General features: G+C 39.4%; 21 protein-coding genes. 9 read left to right on the forward strand and 12 right to left on the reverse strand.

Annotated elements, in window-relative coordinates:
• Positions 1-47 precede the first annotated feature (47 nt).
• The 7 genes from BM107_RS04540 to gmd all read right to left on the reverse strand — a co-directional run bounded on the left by BM107_RS04540 (position 48) and on the right by gmd (position 9166).
• On the reverse strand, positions 48-1265 hold the full coding sequence (locus tag BM107_RS04540; protein ID WP_090980768.1) for a hypothetical protein: 1218 nt from the start codon (positions 1263-1265) through the stop codon (positions 48-50).
• A 1-nt stretch (position 1266) separates the two neighbouring features.
• Positions 1267-1734: an acyltransferase gene (locus BM107_RS04545; protein ID WP_208864334.1), complete on the reverse strand. Its 468-nt coding sequence runs from the start codon at positions 1732-1734 to the stop codon at positions 1267-1269.
• 108 nt (positions 1735-1842) lie between these two features.
• Entirely contained in the window at positions 1843-2730 is an 888-nt protein-coding gene (locus BM107_RS04550; protein WP_090980773.1) for a glycosyltransferase family 2 protein, read from the reverse strand.
• Between the two features lies 1 nt (position 2731).
• Entirely contained in the window at positions 2732-4180 is a 1449-nt protein-coding gene (locus tag BM107_RS04555) for a flippase (protein ID WP_090980776.1), read from the reverse strand.
• 151 nt (positions 4181-4331) lie between these two features.
• Complete coding sequence (locus tag BM107_RS04560) at positions 4332-5426, reverse strand: Wzz/FepE/Etk N-terminal domain-containing protein (protein WP_090980778.1); 1095 nt, start codon at positions 5424-5426, stop codon at positions 4332-4334.
• Positions 5427-5471: 45 nt separating this feature from the next.
• Positions 5472-8003, reverse strand: a complete 2532-nt coding sequence (locus BM107_RS04565) for an SLBB domain-containing protein (RefSeq protein ID WP_455430252.1) — start codon at positions 8001-8003, stop codon at positions 5472-5474.
• Between the two features lie 29 nt (positions 8004-8032).
• Positions 8033-9166, reverse strand: a complete 1134-nt coding sequence (gmd, locus tag BM107_RS04570) for a GDP-mannose 4,6-dehydratase (RefSeq protein WP_090980783.1) — start codon at positions 9164-9166, stop codon at positions 8033-8035.
• Between the two features lie 208 nt (positions 9167-9374).
• Here gmd and BM107_RS04575 point away from each other — a divergent pair, with 208 nt between their 5' ends.
• Complete coding sequence (locus BM107_RS04575; protein WP_090980785.1) at positions 9375-10052, forward strand: hypothetical protein; 678 nt, start codon at positions 9375-9377, stop codon at positions 10050-10052.
• A 278-nt stretch (positions 10053-10330) separates the two neighbouring features.
• On the opposite strand, the gene BM107_RS04580 is transcribed toward BM107_RS04575, so the two are convergent.
• Both BM107_RS04580 and BM107_RS04585 read right to left on the reverse strand, forming a co-directional pair.
• A complete protein-coding gene (locus BM107_RS04580; protein ID WP_090980787.1) occupies positions 10331-11497 on the reverse strand; it encodes a glycosyltransferase family 2 protein in 1167 nt (388 codons plus the stop codon).
• A gap of 30 nt (positions 11498-11527) precedes the next feature.
• Entirely contained in the window at positions 11528-12448 is a 921-nt protein-coding gene (locus BM107_RS04585) for a glycosyltransferase family 2 protein (protein ID WP_244278730.1), read from the reverse strand.
• Positions 12449-12851: 403 nt separating this feature from the next.
• On the opposite strand from BM107_RS04585, the gene BM107_RS04590 reads away from it, so the two are divergent.
• Positions 12852-14213 (forward strand): MBOAT family O-acyltransferase, encoded by a 1362-nt coding sequence (locus BM107_RS04590; protein WP_244278731.1) that lies wholly within the window; start codon positions 12852-12854, stop codon positions 14211-14213.
• A 2-nt stretch (positions 14214-14215) separates the two neighbouring features.
• Positions 14216-15127: a hypothetical protein gene (locus BM107_RS04595; protein ID WP_090980794.1), complete on the forward strand. Its 912-nt coding sequence runs from the start codon at positions 14216-14218 to the stop codon at positions 15125-15127.
• Positions 15128-15378: 251 nt separating this feature from the next.
• Here BM107_RS04595 and BM107_RS04600 read toward each other — a convergent pair whose 3' ends face one another.
• Complete coding sequence (locus BM107_RS04600) at positions 15379-16182, reverse strand: glycosyltransferase family 2 protein (RefSeq protein WP_090980796.1); 804 nt, start codon at positions 16180-16182, stop codon at positions 15379-15381.
• Between the two features lie 185 nt (positions 16183-16367).
• On the opposite strand from BM107_RS04600, the gene BM107_RS04605 reads away from it, so the two are divergent.
• The 6 genes from BM107_RS04605 (at position 16368) to BM107_RS04630 (ending at position 22615) form a co-directional block, all read left to right on the forward strand.
• Positions 16368-17267 (forward strand): glycosyltransferase family 8 protein, encoded by a 900-nt coding sequence (locus tag BM107_RS04605; protein WP_090980798.1) that lies wholly within the window; start codon positions 16368-16370, stop codon positions 17265-17267.
• Positions 17268-17369: 102 nt separating this feature from the next.
• Positions 17370-18146, forward strand: a complete 777-nt coding sequence (locus BM107_RS04610; protein ID WP_090980800.1) for a glycosyltransferase — start codon at positions 17370-17372, stop codon at positions 18144-18146.
• 111 nt (positions 18147-18257) lie between these two features.
• Complete coding sequence (locus BM107_RS04615) at positions 18258-19235, forward strand: hypothetical protein (protein ID WP_090980802.1); 978 nt, start codon at positions 18258-18260, stop codon at positions 19233-19235.
• A complete protein-coding gene (locus BM107_RS04620) occupies positions 19236-20573 on the forward strand; it encodes a flippase (protein ID WP_090980803.1) in 1338 nt (445 codons plus the stop codon).
• Positions 20570-21388: an alpha-1,2-fucosyltransferase gene (locus BM107_RS04625; protein WP_090980806.1), complete on the forward strand. Its 819-nt coding sequence runs from the start codon at positions 20570-20572 to the stop codon at positions 21386-21388. Before BM107_RS04620 ends, BM107_RS04625 begins: the two co-directional genes overlap by 4 nt.
• 15 nt (positions 21389-21403) lie before the next feature.
• Entirely contained in the window at positions 21404-22615 is a 1212-nt protein-coding gene (locus tag BM107_RS04630; RefSeq protein ID WP_090980808.1) for a glycosyltransferase, read from the forward strand.
• Between the two features lie 294 nt (positions 22616-22909).
• Here the strand turns inward: BM107_RS04630 and BM107_RS04635 are convergent, their stop codons facing one another.
• Both BM107_RS04635 and BM107_RS04640 read right to left on the reverse strand, forming a co-directional pair.
• Positions 22910-24130, reverse strand: a complete 1221-nt coding sequence (locus BM107_RS04635) for a glycosyltransferase family protein (protein WP_090980810.1) — start codon at positions 24128-24130, stop codon at positions 22910-22912.
• Between the two features lie 21 nt (positions 24131-24151).
• A complete protein-coding gene (locus BM107_RS04640) occupies positions 24152-25321 on the reverse strand; it encodes an acyltransferase family protein (protein WP_090980812.1) in 1170 nt (389 codons plus the stop codon).
• Positions 25322-25402: the final 81 nt, after the last annotated feature.

Below are 25402 nucleotides of genomic sequence, written 5' to 3' on the forward strand. Positions count from 1 at the left end.
TGCTCTCACTATTTATTATGCAACCTCTCATCAAACTTATATGATGATCAGCTTGTTGCCGGACATATAATACCAAGGCTTTCCATACCATTTTTTAGATCAGAAGAGATAATATCTATTGTTAGTTTAGATTTGTATTTTCTTATATTCTCTACCATTAAAACATACTTTTCTTCATGATAACGCTGCTGTGTGAGCAATTGATTGATCAGTATAGCCATTTCCTCTAAATTTTCGCACAAATAGCCTATTTCTCCCTCGCGTTTAAATACATCTTCAAAAAAGGTATTTTTTAACACAATAAGCGGTTTTTCATAAAAAATAGCATCAAAAAAAGCAGCACTACTCCTCAATATAAAATCGTCTTTACCATAGAAAAAGATGGCATAATGTAAATCGGAGATTTTTTCGTTATACTTTTCCCTGGATAAAGGTTTATCGATAGTTTGATTCACAAAATCGATAATAAGTGGGCTTAAAAATGGCTCAATACTAGTCTCTAACACACCAACATTACTGAGCTGGAGCGTCCCACCCTCAATTTCTACTTTCAGCTTTACGGCCAGTTCATAAAATAGATGAACATTTTTTCTCACACCAGCCGAGCCAACATGCCCTATCTTTAAAACATCGCGCGGTAAAGTAAGGCTATCCTTAAACGAATGATCATTCGGAAACGGAGGAAGTTCAATAGCAAGTGTTTCTGCGTGAGTGGTTTTTTTTGTTTCCAGTAGAATCTGTTTTGAAATTGGAGTTAAAAAGATATAATAGAACTGCTTTGCCTTAATTTTAAACATTAGCTTATGGAAAAACCCAACTATTTTTTGTTGTTTGGTTTTTGGATAATAAACGTACTCCACATCTCCATGAATAACGGACAGTGTTGTTACTAAGGGGTATTTTTTTTTGATCAGCTTAAGCAATACCAAACAAGGGAAGTAGATATGCGTAACTACCACAATGTCGCCCGGCTTACACTTTTTAAAAACCTTGTTAAGTAACGAAATATCTCTTTGTATCCGCAACAAAATAAGATAAACCCGATTAAATATATTAGTGGTGGCTACATTCAGATTAGGAACACTTTCAAAGGAGATTAAAGGGTCTGCTGATTTGAAACATTCCTTAACCTGCTCATTATGCTTTTTAGGCGAGGTAAAAACAATGGGTTTATCTGTATAAATATTTCTAAATATTTTTATAATATTAACATTGGCCAATACATGCAAATAATCCTCTACAAATGCTTCTATTATATATATCATTTTATGTATAAAATGGGGGTTGATAATTTATGGTATAACTTAAATTCGATTTCCTGTCGCCAATTTGTTTTGCAGGAATCCCGCCGGCGATTGCAAGTGATTTAACATCTTTTGTTACGATTGCGCCACAGGCTATTACACAGCCTCTTCCCAATGTAACATTGGGCAGTATGGTTACCCTGGAAGCTACCCAAACATGATCTTCAATAATCACATTGCCTGTTTTTACCTCATGGTTATCAGAATGCGGATCATGTTGTGCGGTATAAATATAAACGTCTCTTGAGATATCCACATTGTTGCCAATAATAATTTTATCAATTCGCCCGTCCAGCAAAACCCCAGGATTTATGATACAATTGTCGCCGATGCAAATCTGGCTTTTGCTTAACTGCAAATTAAGCAATTTCACATTCATGGATACAAATGAATTTTTACCGACCGTAATATATCTTCTAACGAAGAACATTCTTAAAAAATTAAAAGGGATTTTCGTAAAAAAAGCATTAAACAGGTATAATCGAAAATGGACCAGAAATGTCATTAAATGTTTCATTATTATTAAATACTAATATGGCTAAGCCTTAAAAATAGCCACCATTTGTTTAAGATAATTTTTATTTCCCTTCATTAAAAAAAGAAGAAAACTTTGGAACATAAATATCAATGTCACAAAAGTTGCAGACCATGCCCCGCTGGTTTTTTTAAAATATAACTTTCTGCTTTTTGCAAAAACACTTGTTTTGAAAAAATTGAAGGTTTCCATTCCTTGCGAGCCACCTTCCAGATGAACTATTTCAGCTTGGGGAACAAGCACCGACTTAAATCCCGCCTGCTTTATTCTGTAAGAAAGCTCCGTTTCTTCAAAATATAAAAAGAAATCCTCGTCAAAAGCGCCGATCTGATCTAGCAATGTTCTTCGGATAAACATATCAGCCCCACATATAAAGTCTACTTCCTTAATGGTTTGGTCTGGATTAATGGCCCCCGCTGAAATATGCTTATTATAATAATTCTTATAGAAACGGTAAAATCCTATTTGGGAAATTGCATCTAAAACAGACGGAAAATTCCCAAATGAAGCTTGCTTTCCCCCCCGGGCATCAAACAGGTCTCCACCACAGCATCCTACCCTATTATGCTGAGGATTTTCCATATAATCAAATAAGATCTTAATTGCATTATTCAGCAGATAGGTATCTGTATTTAAAAGAAACAGATATTTACCTTTCGCCACTGAAATTGCTTTATTATTTGCTTTACCGAAACCCAAGTTTGCGTTATTTTGAAGTGCTATTACATTTGGAAACTCTTCATGAAGCATTTCCAATGAACCATCCTTTGAGTCATTATCACTCACAATTACTTCAAAAGTAACCATTAAAGTCTTTTCAAAAATAGAAAGAAGACATTGTCTTAATAAATCTTTTGTATTATAGTTGACAAGAATAACTGAAACATCCATATTATTTGGCTAATTTATTGAAAACGATACCCCTTAATTTCTCTTCTATTTGCAGAAACAACACGTTTTTTATAAAATATTTCTGTATCAGGACAAAATAAATACAAGAAACTATCCAAACTGAAATTACAATAACAAAGCTGCTAATAAATACTGCCTGTGCAAGCAAACAAAATGCAATGTAAGGTACAGCAAACAATAAATTGGTGATAAAACTTTTGTAGGGGATGGTAAAATTAATTTCTTTTTTTACAAAGTAGTCTGCCGAAATCACAACCGCAAGTTCTGATACAAGCAATACAATTGCCGAACCAACACTATGTAATTTACCAATTAATAGAAGATTTAGTATCACCCCTATAGCCGCTCCAATTAAAGAGTTTATAAATACAGATCTGTCGCTATTAAATGGCATTAAAATTTGAACCACCAAAATTTGAGCTACACCGATGATTAACAAAAGTGGCATGATAATCTGCATGGGCAGAACGGCCCCTTCAAAGCCCTTTCCGGCAATTAATTCAATAATTTGTGGTGCTAAGAAACCACAAACAACAAGCAAGGGTATACTAATGCAAAAAAGTATTTCGTATGACTTATTGATCAGTACCCGTGTTTCTTCAAACTTTTTCTCCTCAACCAAAAGGCTGATACGAGGAAGCATTACACTGGTAAAAGCGGTAAAAACGGAGAGCAGAATGGTATATATTTTAGTTGCGGTAGTGTAGTAGCCAACTTCCTTATCTCCTGATATAAATCCTAAATAAATTACGTTAAAACTGGTATACATGTAGGTTAACAACCCATACATTCCCATAATTAACATGGGCCGTATATATTTCTGAACTGCTAAACCTTTGAAACTAAATTTGACAAATTTTCTGGCATGGAAAATATTAAATAGGGCATTAATGATTGTCGAAACAGCGGTTAACAGAAAGTAAAGTTTATAATCCTGGCTGTCTGAAATAAGTAAAAACACCAGTGCAATATAGATCAGCTTAATAAGGATACTTCTTGTGGTAATAAATTTAAAATTTTCAATACCAATAAAAAACCATTCTATGAGAAATAGCGTAGAAATAATTTTTGCCAGCCCAATATAAAGTAACTCCTTATAGGCGGCCAATTTGGATACGTAAACCATGCCGATGACATAAACAATGCAGACAATAACTGTTGAGATTAAGTTAAAGATCAGCAAACTTGAAAAGACCCTGCTTTTAGCTTTCGAATCATCATTTGTCTTCGCAATTTCCCTTACTCCAATGGTGCCTATACCTAGAGAGGCGAATAAAAGGAAATAATTAACTATTCCATCTACAAAACTACATTTACCCAAATTCTCCACGCCCAGGGTCCTTGAAACATAGGTAAAGGTTAAGAATGGAAAGATATAATTTGACGCAGACAAAATACCATTATACAGGAAATTCTTCTTTATGCTCATTATTTTTATCGTCTTTCTAAAACGGAGTTTAGATCATTTTAATTTAAATATTCATGACATCAGGGGAACTAAATATGAAATGTCTGAAAATGGGGATTTGTACAGCCGAATCTCTCAAAATCAAGGATCGGGTATTTTATTGCCCTATAAGTCAACTAGCCATTACTTTTTTGAGGATCAATTTTCCTAGCAGAAAGAAAACAGTTAAAAACCCGAATAATATCCCACCTATCAATGCACCTTTAATCTTACCTAACTTATCAACGGTTAACGGGTAGATGGGTTCATCCACAACTTGAATTAGAGGCGTTTCCTTTAATAGAGACACTTTAGCCATCTCCAGATTTTTCACCATTTCAGCCAGGATAGCTTTATTGGTCTCTGCAGAAAACTGGGCTTTTTGCGCCGGGGCCACCCGCTGTACCTGTTTAGTAGGATTGAGGTTTGGAGTGGCGTCAGCTACAATGGCTGCGCTGTAAATTGCACCATTCATCACTTTCCTAACCGAATCGCTTTTATGTTGTAGAATCTTTACATTCTGCAAGGTTTTTTTAGTTTTGGTGTTAATGTAAAATTGATTAACATTCCTAACCAACTCGTTATTGAAAGATTTAGCAAAAAATTCATCTTTTGATTTGACATCAACCTGTATCGTACTTAATTTCTTGTCAGGTTTAGCCACCGTTAAATAGTTTTTATTAATATCCGTTACAATTACACCTAAAATACTGTCGCGTAACCGATTTGGATTTAATGCGAAACGACCATCCCGCAAACTGTCAGCATTAAATTTCAGTTTTAAAAGTTCTGGTTTTTTCTCCCATTTTTTCCGAAGTTTATTAAAATCAATATACCGTTCTACCAATAATTGCTTTTTACCCGAAATATTGACAGGGGTGAGCAGCGTTTGCTCAAGCATTGTTCGAGACTTATATAATCCAAGAATGTTATCTCCCTGAAAAATACTACCCCCACTTCCTGTTAAATCTACTCCAGCCATCATCGCAATGCCAGATAGGCTACCCAAGCCGCCACCGTCTTTTTCTTCCTCCAATACAAAGGTAGTGGTTGCAATATAAACGGGCTTTTTAATATACGCATAGGTAAAACCTAAAATGCCTCCTATTACACTAAAAAGTAAGATGATTAACCATTTAGACAAAAGATACTTCCACCATTCATATAGCTTAAATATAATCCCTTTTAATGAAACTTCATTTTCTTGTATAGGTTGACTTTTGTCCATGGATTTCAGAATCTTGTTGCTGTTTTAGATTTGCATAATCATAACTTACCTCAATACACTAACGATAATTGCCCCCAAAGAAGCAATTGCTGTTCCAATTCCAATCCAGCTTTGTGCACTTAAGCGTTCCCTTTCTGCTCTTTTTGGCACCAGGATCTCTGCACCTGGTTTAACAACAGGATAATTATTGAAAAACAAAAATTTGCTTACTGCCGCTGCAGAACCGTTGGCATATTTGATATAGGTTCCACTTTTTCTTGCGTTTGAAGTAAAACCACCCGCACCATTAATGTACTGCCTTAGACTTTTTCCCGGAAGATAAACGATACTATTGGGATTGAGCACTTCTCCTGTAATCTTAACGGTTTGTAAAGTACGCGGAACACGGATCACATCCCCGTCTTCAACAATCAAATCATATTTGCCTAGTGGTTTTTCAATGATGCGTTCCAGATTAATACCAACCAAATCACTTTGAATGAGTCTCTGCTCGATCTCAGCCGATATAGTATCTTTTGTGCCCGCTTCCTGAGCACGTTTTAAGTTAAGGTATTTTTTGTCTTCCTCTTCTTTGTTGTTGATTGCATTCTTATCGGTTGGATTTACCTTTTCTGCTCCAGGACGCTTTAAACTGGCCCCTTCAGCGTAGGCATAAGAAGTGAGTCCGCCGGCTCTTTTGATCACATCAGAAATACGCTCATTTTTATTGGTAATGGTATATACTCCCGGATACAGAACCTCTCCTTCAAGTTTGACCTGTTTCTGCACGGAATAACCTTCAGCATTTCTTACCGATACAATATCAAAAGGCTGTAAAACAAAAGTCGGTCCCTCAATTTTCAGATTCCGGTCAACGGAAAGGGTAAATATTTCTGCTGTACGGGAAGTTTTACCTACAGTATCAGCACTTTTAACCCTTCTGGAGATTTCAATCCGGCTGGGCGTAGCACCTTCTTTAAATCCGCCCGCCATTTGGATTAAATCCTGAACACTGGTATTATCTGCATAATTGAATGTGCCAGGCTGCCTTACCTCTCCCTGGATACTGAGCTTATATTCGTCTCTCAGGTCAAACAAAGACGATATTGTTACCTTATCCTCTCGCTGAAGCGGGATGTCGGCTTGTGCACCAGACATAATCTTCGCCACATCAAAAGAAATCAAACTGGCGGTATTGTCGAAATTTAAACGGTTAATATAACCTCTGTTTAAAAAGGCATCTTCTTTCAAACCTTCGGCTTTCGTAATCAGGCTTTTTAAAGTAGCACCATCTTCCAGAGCATACATCCCGGGACGAAAAACAGCCCCGTTGATTTCCACCTTATTGGCAAAACGGTCTAAAATGGCATCTACAATAAATTTATCTCCATTTTGAGGCGTATAGCTACTAAATTGTGTGTTCGGAACATCAACAATTTTGCGTTCTCTGCTGGTAGTTTGCAATACTTTGATATTGGCGCTATAAGCTTCGGTTGAAAAGCCCCCGGCAAAACGCAGCACATCAGCCAGGCTTTCACCTGATACGACCTCAAACAAGGCTGGTCTTTTCACTTCACCAGACATTTCAACGCGTTTTTCGTAAACAGGGATATTAATTACATCCTGATCCTGCAAACGGATATTCCCTTTCTGGACACCATTGAGCAAGAAGTCGTACACATCAATAGTGGTTACCACTTTATTACCCCTGATGACCTGAATTTTACGAAAGGATCCGTTTTCATTTGGCCCACCTGAAGCATTTAAAGCGTTAAATACGGTTGACAGGGAAGAAAGGGAATACGAGCCAGGCTTTACCACTTCACCAACCAGGGTAATTCTGATTGTCCGGATATTGCCCAGATTTACCGCCACACTTGTCCTGCCCGTTTTTAATGCGGGGTAGGTCGGGCCGAGACTGCTTCGTATTTTGCTGATCGCCTGTTCAATAGTAAGGCCACCAACAGAAATATTTCCGACATACTGTACACGTATAATTCCATCAGGACTAACCTTCAGTTTATAACTGGCTTCGTTATCGCCACTTAAATCGATCAAAAGTTCATCATCCGGACCAATGACATAACCTTTAGGAGTGGCTATTCTAAGATTGGGCTCGAATGTAAGACCACTGCTGGAGAAAAGTTCTTTTCCGAAAATTTTAGGTTTTAAACCCTCGAAGATATTGAGGTCAGTTGTGTTTTTATTATTTGTGTTGTTCGCCTTTGTAATATTCGCTGAATCACGATTGATCCTGACCGCTGTTCTTGACCGGTCATCGCCCTCCTCTGTACCGCTATTCGAAGTGTTATTACCCTTTGTAGTACCACTGGTTGTTCCATCCTGCTTTCGGATTTTCTCTACCCTTATCCGCAGTTTTTGGATTTCCTCACCTTTCATCCCTTGTGCAGCGGCCATCTGCTCCAACTGTGCATCATTATAACCGATAGATTCGGCACGCTGGATCAATTGTCTGATCTGCGTATCATTCAGGTCGTCGACTTTTACATTTGCATAATTGGTCTGAGCCATTGACTGCTGGAAAACAGTCAGCATGATCAGAAATAGTAAGGTTGTAAATATGTTTTTCAACTTTATCAGGTATAGGAAGTACTATTAATTATTGATTATTCGAAATAGTTCAGCGTGTTGAACCCGCCCTCTTTTAAATACTGGTCTTTTTTCATGACCTGCAAATCTGAATGCACCATTTCTTTCACCAGTGCAGGCAGATCGTATTTAGGCTCCCAACCTAACTGGGTTTTTGATTTTGTAGGATCGCCAAGCAGCAAATCAACTTCCGTTGGCCTGAAGTATTTGGCATCAACCTGGATCACCGTTTGGCCTGGTTTTAAAGTATCTGCATTTAATCCCAAACCGGCCATCTTTTCTTCATCAACACCGATTACAACTCCTTTTTCATACTCATCTTTTCCACTGAATTCTACCTCTATTCCCAGTTCGGCAAAACTCATTCGTACAAAATCCCTAACCGTTGTGGTCACCCCGGTTGCAATTACATAATCTTCAGGTTTTTCCTGCTGTAAGATCAGCCACATGGCTTCAATATAATCTTTTGCGTGTCCCCAATCCCGCTGGGCAGAGAGGTTACCCAAAAATAAACATTGCTGTAAACCAAGGGCAATTTTAGCCGTAGCCCGGGTGATTTTACGGGTTACAAAAGTTTCTCCCCTTAAGGGGCTTTCGTGGTTAAAGAGAATGCCGTTGCAGGCGTACATGCCATAAGCTTCACGGTAATTTACCGTAATCCAATAAGCATACATTTTCGCCACAGCATAGGGTGATCGCGGATAAAAAGGCGTGGTTTCGCTTTGCGGCACCGCCTGTACCAGTCCATATAATTCTGAAGTAGAGGCCTGATAGATCCTGGTTTTGGTTAGTCCGAGTATCCTGATGGCTTCCAAAAGCCTAAGCGTACCTATTCCATCTGCATTAGCGGTATATTCAGGCATCTCAAAGCTCACGTGCACATGGCTCATCGCTGCCAGATTATAAATTTCGTCCGGCTGTGTCTCCTGGATAATTCTGATCAGGTTTGTGGAATCCGTAAGGTCGCCAAAATGAAGTTTGAAATTAACATTGCTTTCATGCTGATCTTGATACAGGTGATCGATCCGATCGGTATTAAATAACGACGACCGCCTCTTCAAACCATGAACCTTGTATCCTTTTTTGAGCAGAAATTCTGCAAGATAAGCCCCATCCTGGCCTGTAACACCTGTTATTAGCGCAACTTTCATATACTTTATTTGATAACCTTTTAAGCGAGCAAACATACGTATTTTTTTTAGCTAAATGACAGACAAGCTCAGTTCAATTAATAAGAATGTAAAAAAATGATTTTCTATTCCCGCGCCTCTAAGCTGTTGGCATTTAAAATATAAATGCTTATCAATAATCTACTTCTGATAAATATCTTTACTTTTGATGTTGATATCCCTAACTTAAATGAAAAAAATTGTACTCCTTTTAATCCTTCTTGCACAATCATCACTCATTTTTTCTCAAACCAGTGCAGACTATAATTACTCCATCGGTTTAAGAGCCTACAGCATCATGCAACTGCCCAAAATACTCAACCAGACCAACTACCAGGATTTTAACCATACCTATGCCAATGCACTATTGATGAAGTTCAATGATAACCAGATCAGCTACCGGGTTGGGGGGAATTTTTACAGAAAAGACATCACCTTTAACAATACCTGCGCAAACTGTGAAACTGCTGTTGGTACAGTGACCGATTTTGCCTTCAAAGTGGGCTTTGAAAAGAACTTTACCTATTCCCGGATTCAACCCTATTTTGGAATAGACCTGGGCTACCGCTCCAATCGGTTTAGCGGAAATACTTATCCAGGCACTACCATGTTTGCGGCGACGGCAAGGTATGCGGAGTCATCAAAAAACGGACTGGTTGTGTCGCCTGTAATTGGTGTGAAGCTCAATTTACTCCCTTACATGAATTTATTTGCAGAAAGTAGTCTTGATTATTTTTATTCGTATGAACGCCAGGATTTAACAGATGCAAACGGAACTTCGAGGACGGTAAATACCTATCAAAAATCAGAGTTTCTGCTCAACCTTTTCTCTGCCGGGATCCAGTTTAACATCAGCAGACGAAATTAGCTTTAAATGGAAGAAGGATTAGACAATGTTTGAGTATTAAATGTTTTTTTCGAAATAAATGCCTTTTAGGAGCTGGAAAGATGCTGACCACGAAGTAGCTTCAAGGCCATAGAACAAACTACTTTCCTCTTGTAAAATAAATTCAGCATGACGACCACGACCGCCTTAATGTGTGAAAAACAAATATAGAATTAACAAAAGATTTGTCTATACGATGGCTTTGGTGCCGGAACATACACTTAGGCTTTAAATTTAAATATTGTCTAATATCACTGGATTTATTTCCTGATTGCCTTTTCCCATACCGCTGATTGCTTTCCTTTAAAAAACCGTAAAGTACCTGCCACTACCGCATAATTCATCATACAGAAATAATAGGGAATGAATAAAATCTTAAGTCTGATTTTCCGCTTTTCCAGCCAGAAACCGCAAAGTGCCATCAGGTAAAACAGCGTTTGCAATAAAAACAGGGTATAATATATATTGCCGCCGTACTGTGCTATAATAAGCACATTAGTGAGGTAGGCAGCAATGAGCGCCAGCGGCGTCAGTGTCCACCTCAGCACACGGTGGCTGATGTACTGAAAGGTAAGTATGGGATCCCTGAAAGGGTTCATCAGCGATTTTAACCAGATAACCGACTGGATGCCTCCGGCTCCAATCCTGACCTTACGTTTGAGTTCCTCACTGATATTTGCAGAGGAAGTTTCCTGAGCGAAAGCATCCGGCTCATATTTGATGCGGTAACCCTTTTCTGCAATCCGCATCGAGATCATAAAGTCATCAAGGATACTATTTTTCGGCACGGGCTGATAAAGTGACCTCCTGATGCTATATAATTCGCCTGCCGCACCTACAACAGTATGCAGTTCTGAATCCCATTCCTTCAGTTTCGATTCATACTTCCAGTAGATCCCTTCTCCGGCAGTTGCATCGGCGTGCTTGTCAGCATATACTTTTTTCTCGCCTGCAACCCCGCCCACGCGTTCATCTGCATAATGTTTACAAAGATGGAACAGGGCATCTGCATTAAGAAAGGTGTTTGCATCAGTAAAAACAACAAGATCGGTATCAACACTTTCCATGGCGCGGTGCACCGCTGCGATTTTCCCTTTACGATCTGCAGAATGCATGAGGTGAATCTGCTGATAACGCGAAACAATTTCCGGCGTACGGTCTGTTGAGCCATCTGTAACAAAAATGAGCTGAAGCTTCCCCGCAGGATAATTAAGGGCCAGCGTATTATTAATCTTCTCTTCAATAAAATCCTGCTCATTGAAAGCTGCAACAATAAGTGTACAGGTTGGCAGCTCCTGATCACCAAAAACTTTAGGAACGGCCGGAGCAAATACACGTTTAACCAAAATCAAGATATATAGTAAAATCCCATAGCCGATATAGGTATAAAACACCAGCAGAATAGCGATAATGAAGAAAACTTGCATAAAATAATATATTGGTATATGTTTTTGGGGTTAAAATGAGTGGGTATTGTGGCTAAGATTCCAATAGACCGCTTTGAACAAGGCATTAATATGTTTAAGCTTACCTCTGATCAGGAATTTCAGGAAGTTTCTCGGAAATACAATCAGGCCAAAATAAAGGCAGAACAGCGCCCGTTTATAAAAAGCGTAATGCTTTCTCACCAGCAATATCCGGTTCCTGTTCATGTAATAAACTTTAAGCGGACTATCTGCCCCGACCGAAACGGATTCTTTATGGTAAATCTGGGCAAACGTATTCACCCGGATCTTAAACCCTGCTTTTCGGATGTTCAGGCTCCAATCCATCTCTTCATAATAGAGGAAGAAATTCTCTGCCATTAATCCTGCCTGCCCGCAAACTTCGCGCGAAATCATCATTGCTGCACCATGCGCGAAAGCGGTAATAAAGACTTTGTTGTCGTACTGCCCCTGATCATCTTCAAACTGACCCAAACAGTGGTTTCTGGCTGTAATCGAGGTAAGTTCTGTAAAACCAACGTACTGGATCTTCCCCGGATGCTCAAAATACCTGATTTTTGGGCAGACTACCCCGGTATCAGGAAAATCCTGAAAAGTTGCACTAAGCGTTTCCAACAGGCCGGGAGTAAATTCGGTATCATTATTTACCAGAAAAAGGTAATCGCCATCTGCTGCTGCGATCCCCAGGTTATTTCCTCCTGCAAACCCGAGGTTCAGCTCCGATTGAATAAATTTAACCTGAGGATACCGCTCCTTCCAAACAGGAATAAAATGCTCCTTGCTGCCGTTATCCACAATAATGATCTCGATGTTGGGATAAGTGTTTGTTGTAAAAATGGAGTCGAGTAATTGTTGGGTTACCGCTGGCTGATTATAATTTACACTGATAACTGAAATTTTTTTGCCCTGCAGATTTTCAGTCAGATTCATCATCGGTTGCTTACGGATTTAAAAAATTGTGGGTCCATTTTAATGCTTTTCATCTGCAGCTTTTGGGTAGCAGCTAACCGTTTACCCAGTTTCGGCCCGGTTCCAGCTACTGCTATGCGTGATCAAATTTATAATAATAACACTAAATAAGGCTTAAAATTTAAGGAAAAGCTGATCAGATTAAGCAAATGCATCTGATCTATATTCCTTTTATCTATAAAATCGGATTTATGAACACCGCTTTACAACTGAGTATTCTAAAGAAAAGGAATGATTATTTAATAAAAAATTGCATTTATGAGGGTTCTATTTATATCTTAGATGTTTCGAAATTCAGACCTGCATGCTCTTTAATTCCCTCAGTTTCTTTCTGTTTTTTTCTACGGTTCTCTTACTTTATTATTTTTTGCCAAAAAAATATGTGTGGATGATGTTGCTGGCTGCCAGCCTGTTCTTTTACATGTGCTGGAAGTGGGAATACATCTTTCTGCTCTTCTTCCCTGCAACCATAGATTTTTTCGTAGCCAGGCGGATAGAGAAAACGGCAGCGCAACGGCGAAAAAAAATGCTCCTTTGCATCAGTATCATCACCAACCTCGGGCTTCTCTTCTACTTTAAGTATTTTAACTTTTTTCTCGACAGTATCAATACCACATCTGCATGGCTTGGATCACCACTCTTATTGCATAGTGCAAAAATTCTTCTTCCTGTCGGGATTTCTTTCTATACCTTTCAGAGCATAAGCTATACCGTAGAGGTTTACCGTGGAAATATGATTGCTGAAAAGAATTTTGGCAGATTTGCGCTTTTTGTGTCGTTTTTCCCACAACTGGTAGCAGGCCCCATCAACCGCCCGCAGGTACTTCTTCCACAGGTTAATAACTTAAAGCCGCTTGAGGCTGACAACCTGATTATCGGCGCCAGGCGAATATTATGGGGGCTGTTTAAAAAAGTAGTGGTGGCAGACCGGCTGGCATTTTTTGTGAACCTGGTTTACAACAATCCCGAATCATACCATGGCTTATCTGTTCTTTGTGCCACCATATTTTTTGCATTTCAGATTTACTGCGATTTTTCAGGCTATTCTGATATCGCCATAGGCGTAGCTAAAATGATGGGAGTTGACCTGATGAGAAATTTCAACAAGCCTTACTTCTCATCATCAATACGCGAATTCTGGAGCAAATGGCACATTTCCCTGTCTACCTGGTTCAGAGATTATCTTTATATTCCGCTTGGAGGAAACAAGGTGGGAATGGGCCGCTGGATATTTAACTTATTCATTACTTTCCTGGTATCAGGGGTATGGCACGGCGCAAGCGTAAATTTTATTATCTGGGGAGCGCTTCACGGTTTGTTGATCTCACTTGAATCGTTAAATCAGCGAAAAAAGTTTTTCAATTTTAAACTCCCGCGATGGCTGGGTACATTCTGGACATTCTCAGCGGTATGTTTTGCATGGATTTTTTTCAGGGCTAATAACCTCCATGATTCTTTTACGATTATCAAAAACCTTTTTGATTATGGTCATTCCTTTATTGCTGAGATCAGGCAATCTACAGGGGCTGATCTTTACAACTTCGCCGTAGGCTTTCCACTGATTTTGTTATTGCTCATCTTTGAAGGTTTTTGGGGGAATCAAAGGGTGCAATATTATTTCTATGCCTATCAATCGGTACGTTTTTTAAGCTACCTCACCTTAATCCTACTTATTGCCTTATTCGGAGTACTGGTATCACAAAGCAGTTTCATTTATTTTCAATTCTAGCCATGAAGAATTTTTTTATTCAGCTATTTAAACTACTTCTGATCTGTTATCTCCTGTTCTGGTTGCTGGATGAAGGTTTTACCTATGTATTTCAGAAAGGAAATTATACCAAAATCCAGTGGCTGGACAAGGTAAATAACCAGAAGTTTGATTTTGCCGTTCATGGAAATTCAAGGGCATATACATCGCTGGACCTAAAAATGATCGAGCAGCAGACAAAAAAGAAAGGGATCAACATCTCTGTAGATGGAAGTTCGATTACCGATCAGTACCTGATGCTGAAGCTGTTTATATTGAAAAACAATAAAATCAAAAAATTATACCTGCAGATTGATCCCTTCTCCTCTAATACAGAAGAAATTTTTGATTTTGCCGTGCCTAAATTTTTTCCATACCTTAAAGAGCCTGTCGTATTTGATCACTTCAAACAATTTGGATATGAGTGGTATGCATACAGGTATATACCTTTTTACCGGTATGCCAAATACAACACCCTATGGGGAATACACGAGGTAATTAATGATGGATTTAATATACTGCCCCAGGATTTCGACAGTTATGGTGATTTCTTTTATCCTGATGTGGCCTATAAAGGGCCTGCAAAACTGAGAGACCTGACTTTTGATTTGAAAGGCAAATATAAATTCCTGAATGACATCATTTCGCTTTGTAAAGCCAATAAAATCGAACTTATTTTATTTACCGCACCAGTGGCCGACATTAAAATTGATGAGCAGTATAAACAGAATATAGCTGAATTTACCCTGCAGATGAAAAGGGATAAAGGGGTTGAATATTTAAATTTTGGCGATATTTATCAGCACGACCCAACCTTTTTTTATAACGAAATCCATATCAACCAAAAGGGTGCAGAAGATTTCACCAGGCGTATGATGCCGGTTTTTGCAAGGTAATCATCCTTGTTAGCTTTCGGCTCCATCCATTAACCTTTTAATTTGAGTTCAATAAATAATGTGGCTTTTAAAGCTATTCGCCAGATATAGGCGGGGAGAAATCTTTTAAACCAGATCTCAAGAACTCAGTTTAAAGATCTCTCCATTTCGCTTCGCTACAGTCGAGATGACGATTTTTTTTGAGGAGTCTGTCGATGTTAGCTTGTTTCAGCATTTTTTTTCATGATGATCAAACTCAGATTTCAGGGAAATTATCCCCCAAGTACCCGCTTTATCCTTTTTACAGAGCCCTTTATTAATCCGCCGTCAAGCTGTATTCTTCTGTCGGTGGTCCAGGTCAGCGCGCTGATGGCGGTAACCAGGTGGAGTTTTCCAAAGCCCTTATTGCGCAATTTTAGCGCGAGCCAGCCATCTTCATTGGTTCCCGGTGGATGGTTAAAACCATCTACGGCGATTCCCTGCTCGCGCCTGAAGCCTGAATTGAATCCATATACATTTACCGCCTCCTCCTTAAAAACCTTATTCATCCACCGCGAAAGCCTTGCCAGATGTTCGTAAAAAAAATAGGTTGCGCGACCTGTTTCTGCAATAGGCAAAAAAGCGAATCTACCATAAGTAAGGGCAATGCCGGGGTTCTCCAGCGGCACAGTCATCTGTTCGATCCAGTCTGCAGGATAAATGGTATCAGCATCCGCATTTAATATGTATTTACCGCGGGCAACCGCAAGGCCGGCGTTACGGGCAAAAGTAATTCCCTGCCTGCTTTCCAGGATACATGGTACACCAGTACTTTTAACAAGGGCTTCAGTATGATCGGTAGAATTGTTGTTTACCACAATAATTTCTACCACCCTTTTTGTTTTATTGGCAGCCAAAGAGGCGAGGGTAGGTATGATATTATCCTGCTCGTTGAATGCCGGCATCACTACAGATACTTCCGGAACACCATTAGAGATCGTTTTATAGGAGGCCCTGGCCTTAGCGCCCAACTCTTCGGAGGTGAACCGTTTATCGATAAACTGTTTAATATGTTCAGGAACTTTGATTGGCCACATGACTGATGTTTTAAAACACAATATTAAATAAATACTTCAATAATTTTAAGGTTTGCAATATATTTGAATGGGTAAGCGGGTCAAAACTTCAAATTTAGATCGATAAGGTTTAAAAAGATGAATAATAATTTTAATTCCCTAAATTTGTATGTTCTACCGAAACAAAAAGCCTCTATTTCAAACGAATGTCCAAACAAAGAGAAACTATCCATATTGTTATCGCAACGGATAACCACTATGCCATTTTACTGGCCCCCCTGATCAAATCGGTACAGGCCAATCATAAAACCGGTGAGCAGATTGCCTTCGCGATTATTGATAATGGAATTTCCAAACTGAACATTCAGAAGTTACGATCAATGGTTGATGGTAATGATTATACCCTCAGCTTTCATGAGATGGAATCGGTTCTGCCCAGGGATATGCACCTCCCCATTGACGGTACCGGGATGCCACAGATTACCTATATGCGAATGTTCGCGCCTTATATTGTAGGTAATACCGCAAAACGGGTCATTTATCTGGATGTAGATATGATTGTGAACAGGGATATATCGGAGTTATGGTCGGTGGAACTGGACGGTAGAACCGTGGGTTGCGTACAGGACCATTCGGCAACGGTAAGTTGCGAATGGGCAGGCATACCTAATTACCGTGAACTTGGGCTTGATCCGGAGACAAAATATTTCAATGCGGGTTTACTGGTAATTGATATTGAAAAATGGAAAAACGAAAATATACCTCAAAAAATACTGACCTGCGTAGAGGAGAATAAAGATTCGCTGCTTTTAGCAGATCAATATGCCCTTAACGTAGTTTTTGCCAATAGCTGGAAAGAACTCGACCACCGTTGGAACTGCAAGGCCGGGGTAGACGTAAAGGATCCCTTTATTATGCATTTTATTGATATTAAACCGATCTATTCATCGTATAATGGCAGCCAGTTTTACAAAAACGAGTTTTTCCGGTATCTGAAAATGACCCCCTGGGCAGACTTCAAAATTGTACCCAATTATGTAAGGGTTTTCAGAAAAGGGTTTTACAAAGTAAAAAAAACAGTCAAAAAAATTTTTGCTTTGAAATAAAATAATAAATTTATACATGTTCAGATCCGCTTCTGTAAGCTGTAGCCCCAAAAGGTTAAGACCAGCAGTGGAAATCTTTTCCAGCTAACAATTTATCAATACATGCAGTCAAAAGCGTTCAATTTTCCAGAGGTAACCTTGCTGGTTACCCATTTTAACAGGCCTGCCTCCCTTGCCAGATTACTTTCCTCTTTCGCGTCGCTGGGTTGCAAATTTGGTGAAATTGTTGTGTCTGATGATTGCAGTACAGCCGAAAACCTGGTGCTGGTTAAAAAACTCCAGCCTGAATTTGGTTTTAAGCTTATTACTACGCCAAAAAATGCCGGACTAGGAAATAATATTAATAAAGGACAGCGGAACGCAACACTTCCCCTTACGCTTTATGTACAGGAAGATTTTGTTCCACTCGAACTGTTTCCGGAGAAACTCTCTGCATCAATCGGTTTTATGCAGAATGACCCCGCCCTGGATATCGTTCGGTTTTATGCCTATCAGCGTTTTCCTTTTCTGAAACCATTTGCTGAAGGTTTCTCTGAAATGCATTTTAATCCTAAAGATATTCTGAGTACCTATAATAAATTCTACCTGTACAGTGACCATCCACACCTGAGGAGAAGTGACTTTTTAACCAAGTTTGGCGATTATAAGGAAGGTGTTAATGTAGAAAAGGCAGAATACAGCATGATGATGTCGTTTCTTAAACGTAAGGGTAAAGGATTGTTCTATGAAGACTTTCAGGGTCTTTTTGAGCAAAAAAACTCGAGTGAAGAACCCAGTACTTTTAAACGGAACTGGAAGCGGCATCCCACCAATATGATGATCAGGGTGGCCAGGCACCTTTACAGGCACATAAAATTTAACCTGAACTATTATTTTTAAAGTTGCGCAGCGCTTATCTTTTACTTAACGCAACTTTACGACTAAATTACCACAAAACCCCTGGCTGGCATCAGCATAAAAAATGAAAATAGCTACAAAATAACCTGTGACATGCTAAGGAAATTAATTGTTAAAATTTTAGGCTTATATACAAAAATCAGGCATTATAACGTTCCTGCGAATTACCGCTATTTTTTCAGGGACACCTATCTATGCCAGGTCATCCAGTGGAAATACCTGATCAGCGATTATGTAATTAAAAAACCCTATAAAAAAATATCATTTAGCGGGGAGTTTACACCTGATCTGGCCTTTGCACTGCCATTTGCCTACTGGCATTTCAAAAACGGTACCCTATTGCAAACCGAAGGAGCAAAATATACCTCCGAGCTGTATTTTTTTTCGCCTGAACACCTTGAAACATTTGATTCGAGAACTACGCCGGGAAACTATAATTTTGAAACACCCCGGATTCTTTACAGCCAAAACTACAACATGCGCAAGTGGGCACAAGTTCCATTAAAAGAGGTGTATGGCAATGACATTTATCGTTATAACAAACCTATCCTGATTATTGCCAACCGCTATAATATGGAATGGGACGGTCCGCCGATCAGTTTTTTAAGCATTGCACTTTTAGATGAACTGATCAACAGCTATAAAGCTGAATACCAGATTATTTACAACAGACCCAGACCTGAAAATATTACGAATGACAACAGCGATATTTACGATTTAAATGAATACGACTGGATTGAGCAGCAGCACCCTGAAGTGCTGTTAATGGAAAACATGTTTAAACAGAATCTGGGCAAAGCGAGAAACTTTAACCATTTCCAGCTGATGGTATATGCCAATGCGGAACATTTTATATCCACACACGGCGGAACAGGTGCATTGGCCAGCTATTTTGGCGGCGTAAATATCCTTTTATCTAAAAAAGGCCCGGAACATTATTTTGGTTGTTTTACAAAACTCTACCCTAAATTCTCAAATGCAGCGGTATACCATGCCAAAAGTGATCAGGACGTACTGGAACTGGCAGCAACACATCTGAAAAGAAAACCATTATCCCCAAATCAGGCTTAAATGAGCGGAACAAAAAATAACTATTGGATTAAATCCGGGATTATCAATATCCTGCAGAACTTTTCCGGCACACTGATCAACCTTGCGATATTCTTCGTACTGGTAAGACTTCTTACAAAAAATGATTATGGTGTGTGGGGAATATTTTTGCAAACGGTAACGATCCTTGAAATTATCCGTAACGGACTTATTCAGAGCGCATTGATCAAATTTATGTCGGGATCTGAAAAAAAAGAACATTCAGATATCTTTTCTGCAACCCTTACCATTAGTGGAAGCCTTACGGTTCTTTGCATTTTATTGAACCTGATTTTCGCAGGTTATCTTTCCAGATTGCTCAAAGCACCGGAACTTGAACCCATGTTTCACCTGTATAATATTGTATTTATTTTTTCCGGAATCCTAACCCAGTTTAATTGCATTGAGCAGGCCAACTTCAAGTATACAGGCGTGCTTTTCAGCGGTTTGGCAAGACAGTCTGTGTTATGCTTATTCTTGTTCGTATGCCTTTTTTTTGGCATCAAGACCAACCTAATGACACTGGTATATGTACAGATTTTAGCTGTACTGGTCAGCATCGCCATCTCCTGGGCCTATGTAAAAAACTTTATCAGCTTCTCTTACCGGTTTAGTAAAAACTGGATCAGCCGGATATTCCATTATGGCAAATATGCATTTGCTACCTCGGTTAGTTCCATTCTTTCTGGTACGATAGATCAGTGGATGCTTGCAGGCATCATATCACCGGCTGCCTCCGGCTCATTTAATATTGCAGTGAGAATTGGCAATCTGATCGATATCCCTACCAATGCTGTAGCCACTATTGTGTTTCCGCAAAGTTCTAAACGCATAGAAACAGAAGGAAAGGAAGCCATTAAATACCTGTATGAGAAGTCGGTTGGCACCATCCTGGCCATGGTAATCCCCGCAATCATTTTCATCTATCTGTTTGACGGGCTGATTATTAAGCTTTTGGCGGGAGATAAGTATGCCGATACTGTTCCTATACTCAACATCACTTTACTTTATTGCATATTCGGTCCGTTTGGGCGACAATTTGGGGTAATTATCGATTCCATCGGAAAAACAAGGGTTACTTTTATCATTGTAATTGTTAATACCTGCGTAATTCTGACGCTGAATTATTTCCTCATCCACCGGTACGGGGTAATCGGTGCGGCATATGCTACCCTTATTGCCAACATTTTCGGTTTTAGCATATCACAGGTTATTTTGTGGAGAGAACTCAAGGTAAATGCACTCAATGCATTTGTATATGCCTATCGCTTTTACCCTGAATTCATCAATAAATATATTTTAAAAAAGGCAGATTTATGATCGGAGTTAAATTTATCGGGAGGCTTGGAAACCAGATTTTCCAGTACGCTTTCTTTGAGTATTTAAAAGCAAACAACAAGGGAAAATCGTTTTTTTTTGTAAATCCGCATCATGCCTACCTGACCAAATATTTTGACCTGGGGACATTCGATAACCTGACCTTATCTTCAAAGCTCTATTCGGTATATACCCGCATGTTGCCCAAAGTATTGAAATTTAACGAGATTTACATTGAAAGTATCCAGGTTCCGCGGCCGGTAGAAGTGAAAGAACGCACCATCTACAAGGGCTTCTTCCAAACCGATTTTTATGTCAGGAATATTCCAGGAGGATTCAACATCAAGCTTAAAAAGCAATTCACCGATCTTTTTGAAGCGGAATTCGGACCTGTTTTCCGGACAAATAAAACGATTGTTGTCCATATCCGGCGAACGGATTACCTGAACTATGGCAAAAGAGACATCTCCCTGCCGATGTCTTATTTCAAAACCAGACTGGATGCCCTTGGCGATACTAAAGACTGTATCGTTTATTTTGTGAGTGATGATATTGAGTATGTAAAGACCTACTTTGGTGAACAGCCAAACTATATATTCTCATCAAATAATGAGATCACTGATTTTCAGATTATCAAAAATGCTGACATCGCCATTATTTCCAACAGTAGTTTTGCGTGGTGGGCCGCTTATCTCTCAGATAAAAACAATACGGTATACGCACCAAAAAACTGGTTAGGTTTCCGCATTGGGAAGGAGCATCCAAAAAGGGTGATGACAGATAAATTTATATGGTGCGACGTTTTTGATCAGCCATAATTTTAACCATAACGGATGAGGATACTTCATATTACAGCTTATATTACCGGTGGGGCAGGAATTGCTGTTATGCGTCTTCACCAGGCGCTTTTGGAACAGGGCATCGAATCTGAAGTGCTTTGTATGCATGCCCTCAATGAAAATCTTTTAACTGGTGTATACAAGACCGATCAAAAAAGGCCGTTTACCAACCGGGTAACCAGGAAACTGGGCATAGACAAAAACACAAGAATTACGGAAGGACAAACAGGAAAGTATGAAATCTTTAGCTTTCCTTTTTCGCATTACCGATTGGAACAGGATGACAGGGTAAAACGTGCTGACCTTATCCACCTCCACTGGATATCGGACTTTGTAGATGTCCCGACCTTTTTTAAAGCCATAAAAAAACCGATGGTTTGGACCGCTCACGACCTGAACCCGATATTAGGTGGTTTCCATTATGAACAGGACGTGTTGCGTAATCCCAATTTCAAAAATGCAGAAGATTTGCTTCAGCGAACAAAACATGAAAGCATTCGTTCTTCCGGCATCAGGTTTATTGCGAGCAGTACGCTTACACTGCAAAAAATCAAACAATATCTTCCTGGCGTAAAATGCGATCAGATTCCCTGTGTGCTTGATATTGCCGGTTTCAGACGAATTGACAAGACTATTTCCAGGGAAGCCCTTAATATCCCTGCAGACTCGCTGATACTTGGAACGGGTGCTGATGATCTTGAAAATTACAGAAAAGGTTATTGGCTTTTGCTTGAGGCCATTGGGGGTTTAGAAGCCGATGAGAAAAAGTTTATTACCATTTTAACTTTTGGGGCAATCAGGGCAAAAGTTACCACGAACAATGAGCGCGCCATCAATATCATCCGCTTTGAACCTGTGCACGATAAAAGATTTCACTCACTGATTTACAGTGCAATGGATTTTTTCATTAATCCCTCGCTGGAGGAAACGTTTGGGCTTACCGGCACCGAAGCTATACTATGTGGCACACCGCTGATTGCATCAGCAACAGGGGGAATGATTGATTATATTGAGCCTGGCGTAAGTGGCTATTTATTTGATCCGGGTGATGTAGCTGAACTGCGGAAACTGATCAGACAGGCAATTATTTCAAAAAAAGAAAAAGCGGCAACTTTAAACAGCTGCAGAGCGCGCCTTCTTGAGTGGTACAAGCGCAATGATCCCATCAGTAAACATATCAATCTATACAAGGAAATGTTGTCTTAAAAAAACGTCAATTACGGATCTAAGAGATTACTTGTGGTACTAAAAACTGTATTTTTATATTACTTGAGCATTCTTTCTGTCCTGGCCGGACGGGCTTCTTTCTTTTTGACGTCAAAAAGAAACAAAAAACGCCGGCTGAAAATTTTTCTATTAAAGGCAGGGAGTGGGCTTTGACTTTGCTTCCCGAAAAATTTGTTAGGCTGGTGATGCCGAGAACGAAGATTTTGTACTTTGGCTTAGCCAAACGTCCACGCCTATCGGCAAAATTAAGCCCCATAATTCACGTTAAAAAAGTTAATTTTTACCTTTTTTTTCGGGATAAAACTCAGCGATCAGACTGCCCAGTTCTGACATACGCCTTGCCCATGTATTATCAGCAGCAATTGACAACCTGAATGCTTTAGCTTCCTCGTTATCATTTTCAAGATAAAAAGAAATGGCTGAAGAAAACTCATCAGCATTGTGGCAATAGCGCACAGAATCAAAGGTAAACTCCAGAAGATCCATATTAAAATCTGTAGACACCACTGGTTTACCGGTTCCCAGGTACTCAAATAATTTAAGCGGAAAGATGGTTGCACTCACTTCATCCTTTTTAAACGGAACCATTGCAATATCGAATCCTTTTACCACTGCCGGCATCTCATCATAGCGTATACTTTCGCGAAAATAAACGTTATGCATTTCTTCAAACTCCTGAGGAACAAATTCCCGGGCGGTAGGCCCAACCAGTACAAAGCTTTTATCCGGGTTCATCGTGGCAACCTTTATCAACAGATCAAAATCGATACGGCGTTCGATTGCACCTAAATAACCGATAACCGGTTTGGGGATATCAGATACGGAAGGGTGGATGAGCAGGTTAGGATCCAGCGCCAGTGAGGAAACCGTCAAATCGGCTGCATTGGGAATAAAAAAGGTCTGCTTTTTCTTTTTAATTTTGTCGCGATAAAGTGCTTTGCTTGTGCAGATCACAAGATCGCTGTTTTCGATGAGCAAATCTTCGGATACAAATCCATGACGCTCATCATAACCCGTAATAATAGGGTCTACACAATGATAAATCTTCAGTATTGCCCCGGAAAGCATTTTAGAAACACCGGGATAGTGGAAATTAAACGAATTGATAAAAATAAATTCACCAACGCCTCTCTCTGCCATAACCCGGTTAATCCTGGCCGAAATCATGCGTTCGTTCCACCGCAATAACCAACGATAAATACGCCCTTCGGGCAAAAAGTTAAGAGAAAGTAACAATGGCAAGATTAAAATCTTTAAACCGGGAAATCCTGTATCAAGAATTCCTTTTGCGCCTTTCTTAAAATGTGGAATTCTTAAAGCAATGTCTGATTGTTGATTTCTTTTGAAGTAATCTTTAAGCGTATAGGGAAAATCAACATAATATACGTCGTTGTTTTCTGCCAGAAATTTGGCGGTATGATAACTGGTGGATTCGAATTTCCAATCAAACCTGGTAGCACCCAATATTACAATTACCTTGTCCTTTAGTTCCATAGTATGTATTCTTCGCAAAAGTTATTGCCTTTTCCAGATAGATGAGACCCGTTGCGCAACCCTGGAAGGCCAGTCTTTATCCATAAAAGGCTTTTCGAAACATAGAAAAAATACCGCACTTAAGGCGAGCACAACCGGAAGAAACAGGGCCAGCTGCAAGAGCAGATTAATGGTATAATCACGCGTGAAGGTTACATATTTGCTCAACCGGATAAAAAACTCGGCAAAGGGAAGATGAATAAGGTATATGGTATAACACATTCCACCAATGGCCATCACCCACCTGTTGGTAATCAACCGGTTAATCAGGTTTCCTTTAAATGCAGCAATAAAAAAAACAAAAAGACAAATTACTACCGCCAGTCTGTTAATGAACTCAAAACCCCAGCTCCATAAACCAATAAGCCCTGCAAGAGCGAGTACAGCTACAATATCATAAAATTTGCTTTTTTTAATTGAAGCCCAATCACAGATATAAAGATCAGCCAGCATAAAGCCGATTAGAAAATAGTGAAGATGACCTAAAATTGAAAGGCTAAACGGTGGCAGGTACCACTTAAAATACTGCTGGAGCAACATCAGCACCAGGATAAAGCCAATGTTCAGACCACGTCTGATACCTTTTTTAGGTATTTTAAAGAATAAATAGGAAAGAAATGGCGCAAGAATATAAAACTGGATTTCAATTTCGAGGGTCCAGGTTGGAGGATTAAAGGGAGACCAGACACCATAAAAAATAGCATGGGTATAGGTAATATTGGCAAAATAATGCGGAAGATATTCGAAAAAAGAAACATGGCGCTGAAATACATAAACCAGAAAGAAAATACTGATCCAGAAAATATAAGGTGGTTCAAGCCGGGTAAGCCTTCTCCAGAAATATTGCCTGATACCTATTTTCTTTCCGCTGGCCAGGTGGTATGAAGCAAATGGGAGCGCCAGGATAAACCCGCTGATTACAAAAAAAATGTAAACACCTAAGAACCCCCTGTAAGCCAGAAAATAGGCAAATGTATCTGCTTTGGGATGGATAAAATCGATCGTGGTATTCCGCTCAAAACGCTCGTTCAAATGCTGTATAAGCACCGGAAGGATCGCAAAAAATCTAAGTCCATCAATCTCGCTGATGAGCTTCCTTCCAGAGGTGACCCTGGCCAGTTTATCGGGTATGGATTGCAGAAATTTATACATTATTCTTACTTTTCTTATATCCTTTGATAAAACCAAATACAAAAAATACAGCTGCAGGTATGACCAAGAGTCCTAGTGGCA

It is taken from the genome of Pedobacter suwonensis (assembly GCF_900111825.1).
Classification (GTDB): Bacteria; Bacteroidota; Bacteroidia; order Sphingobacteriales; family Sphingobacteriaceae; genus Pedobacter; species Pedobacter suwonensis.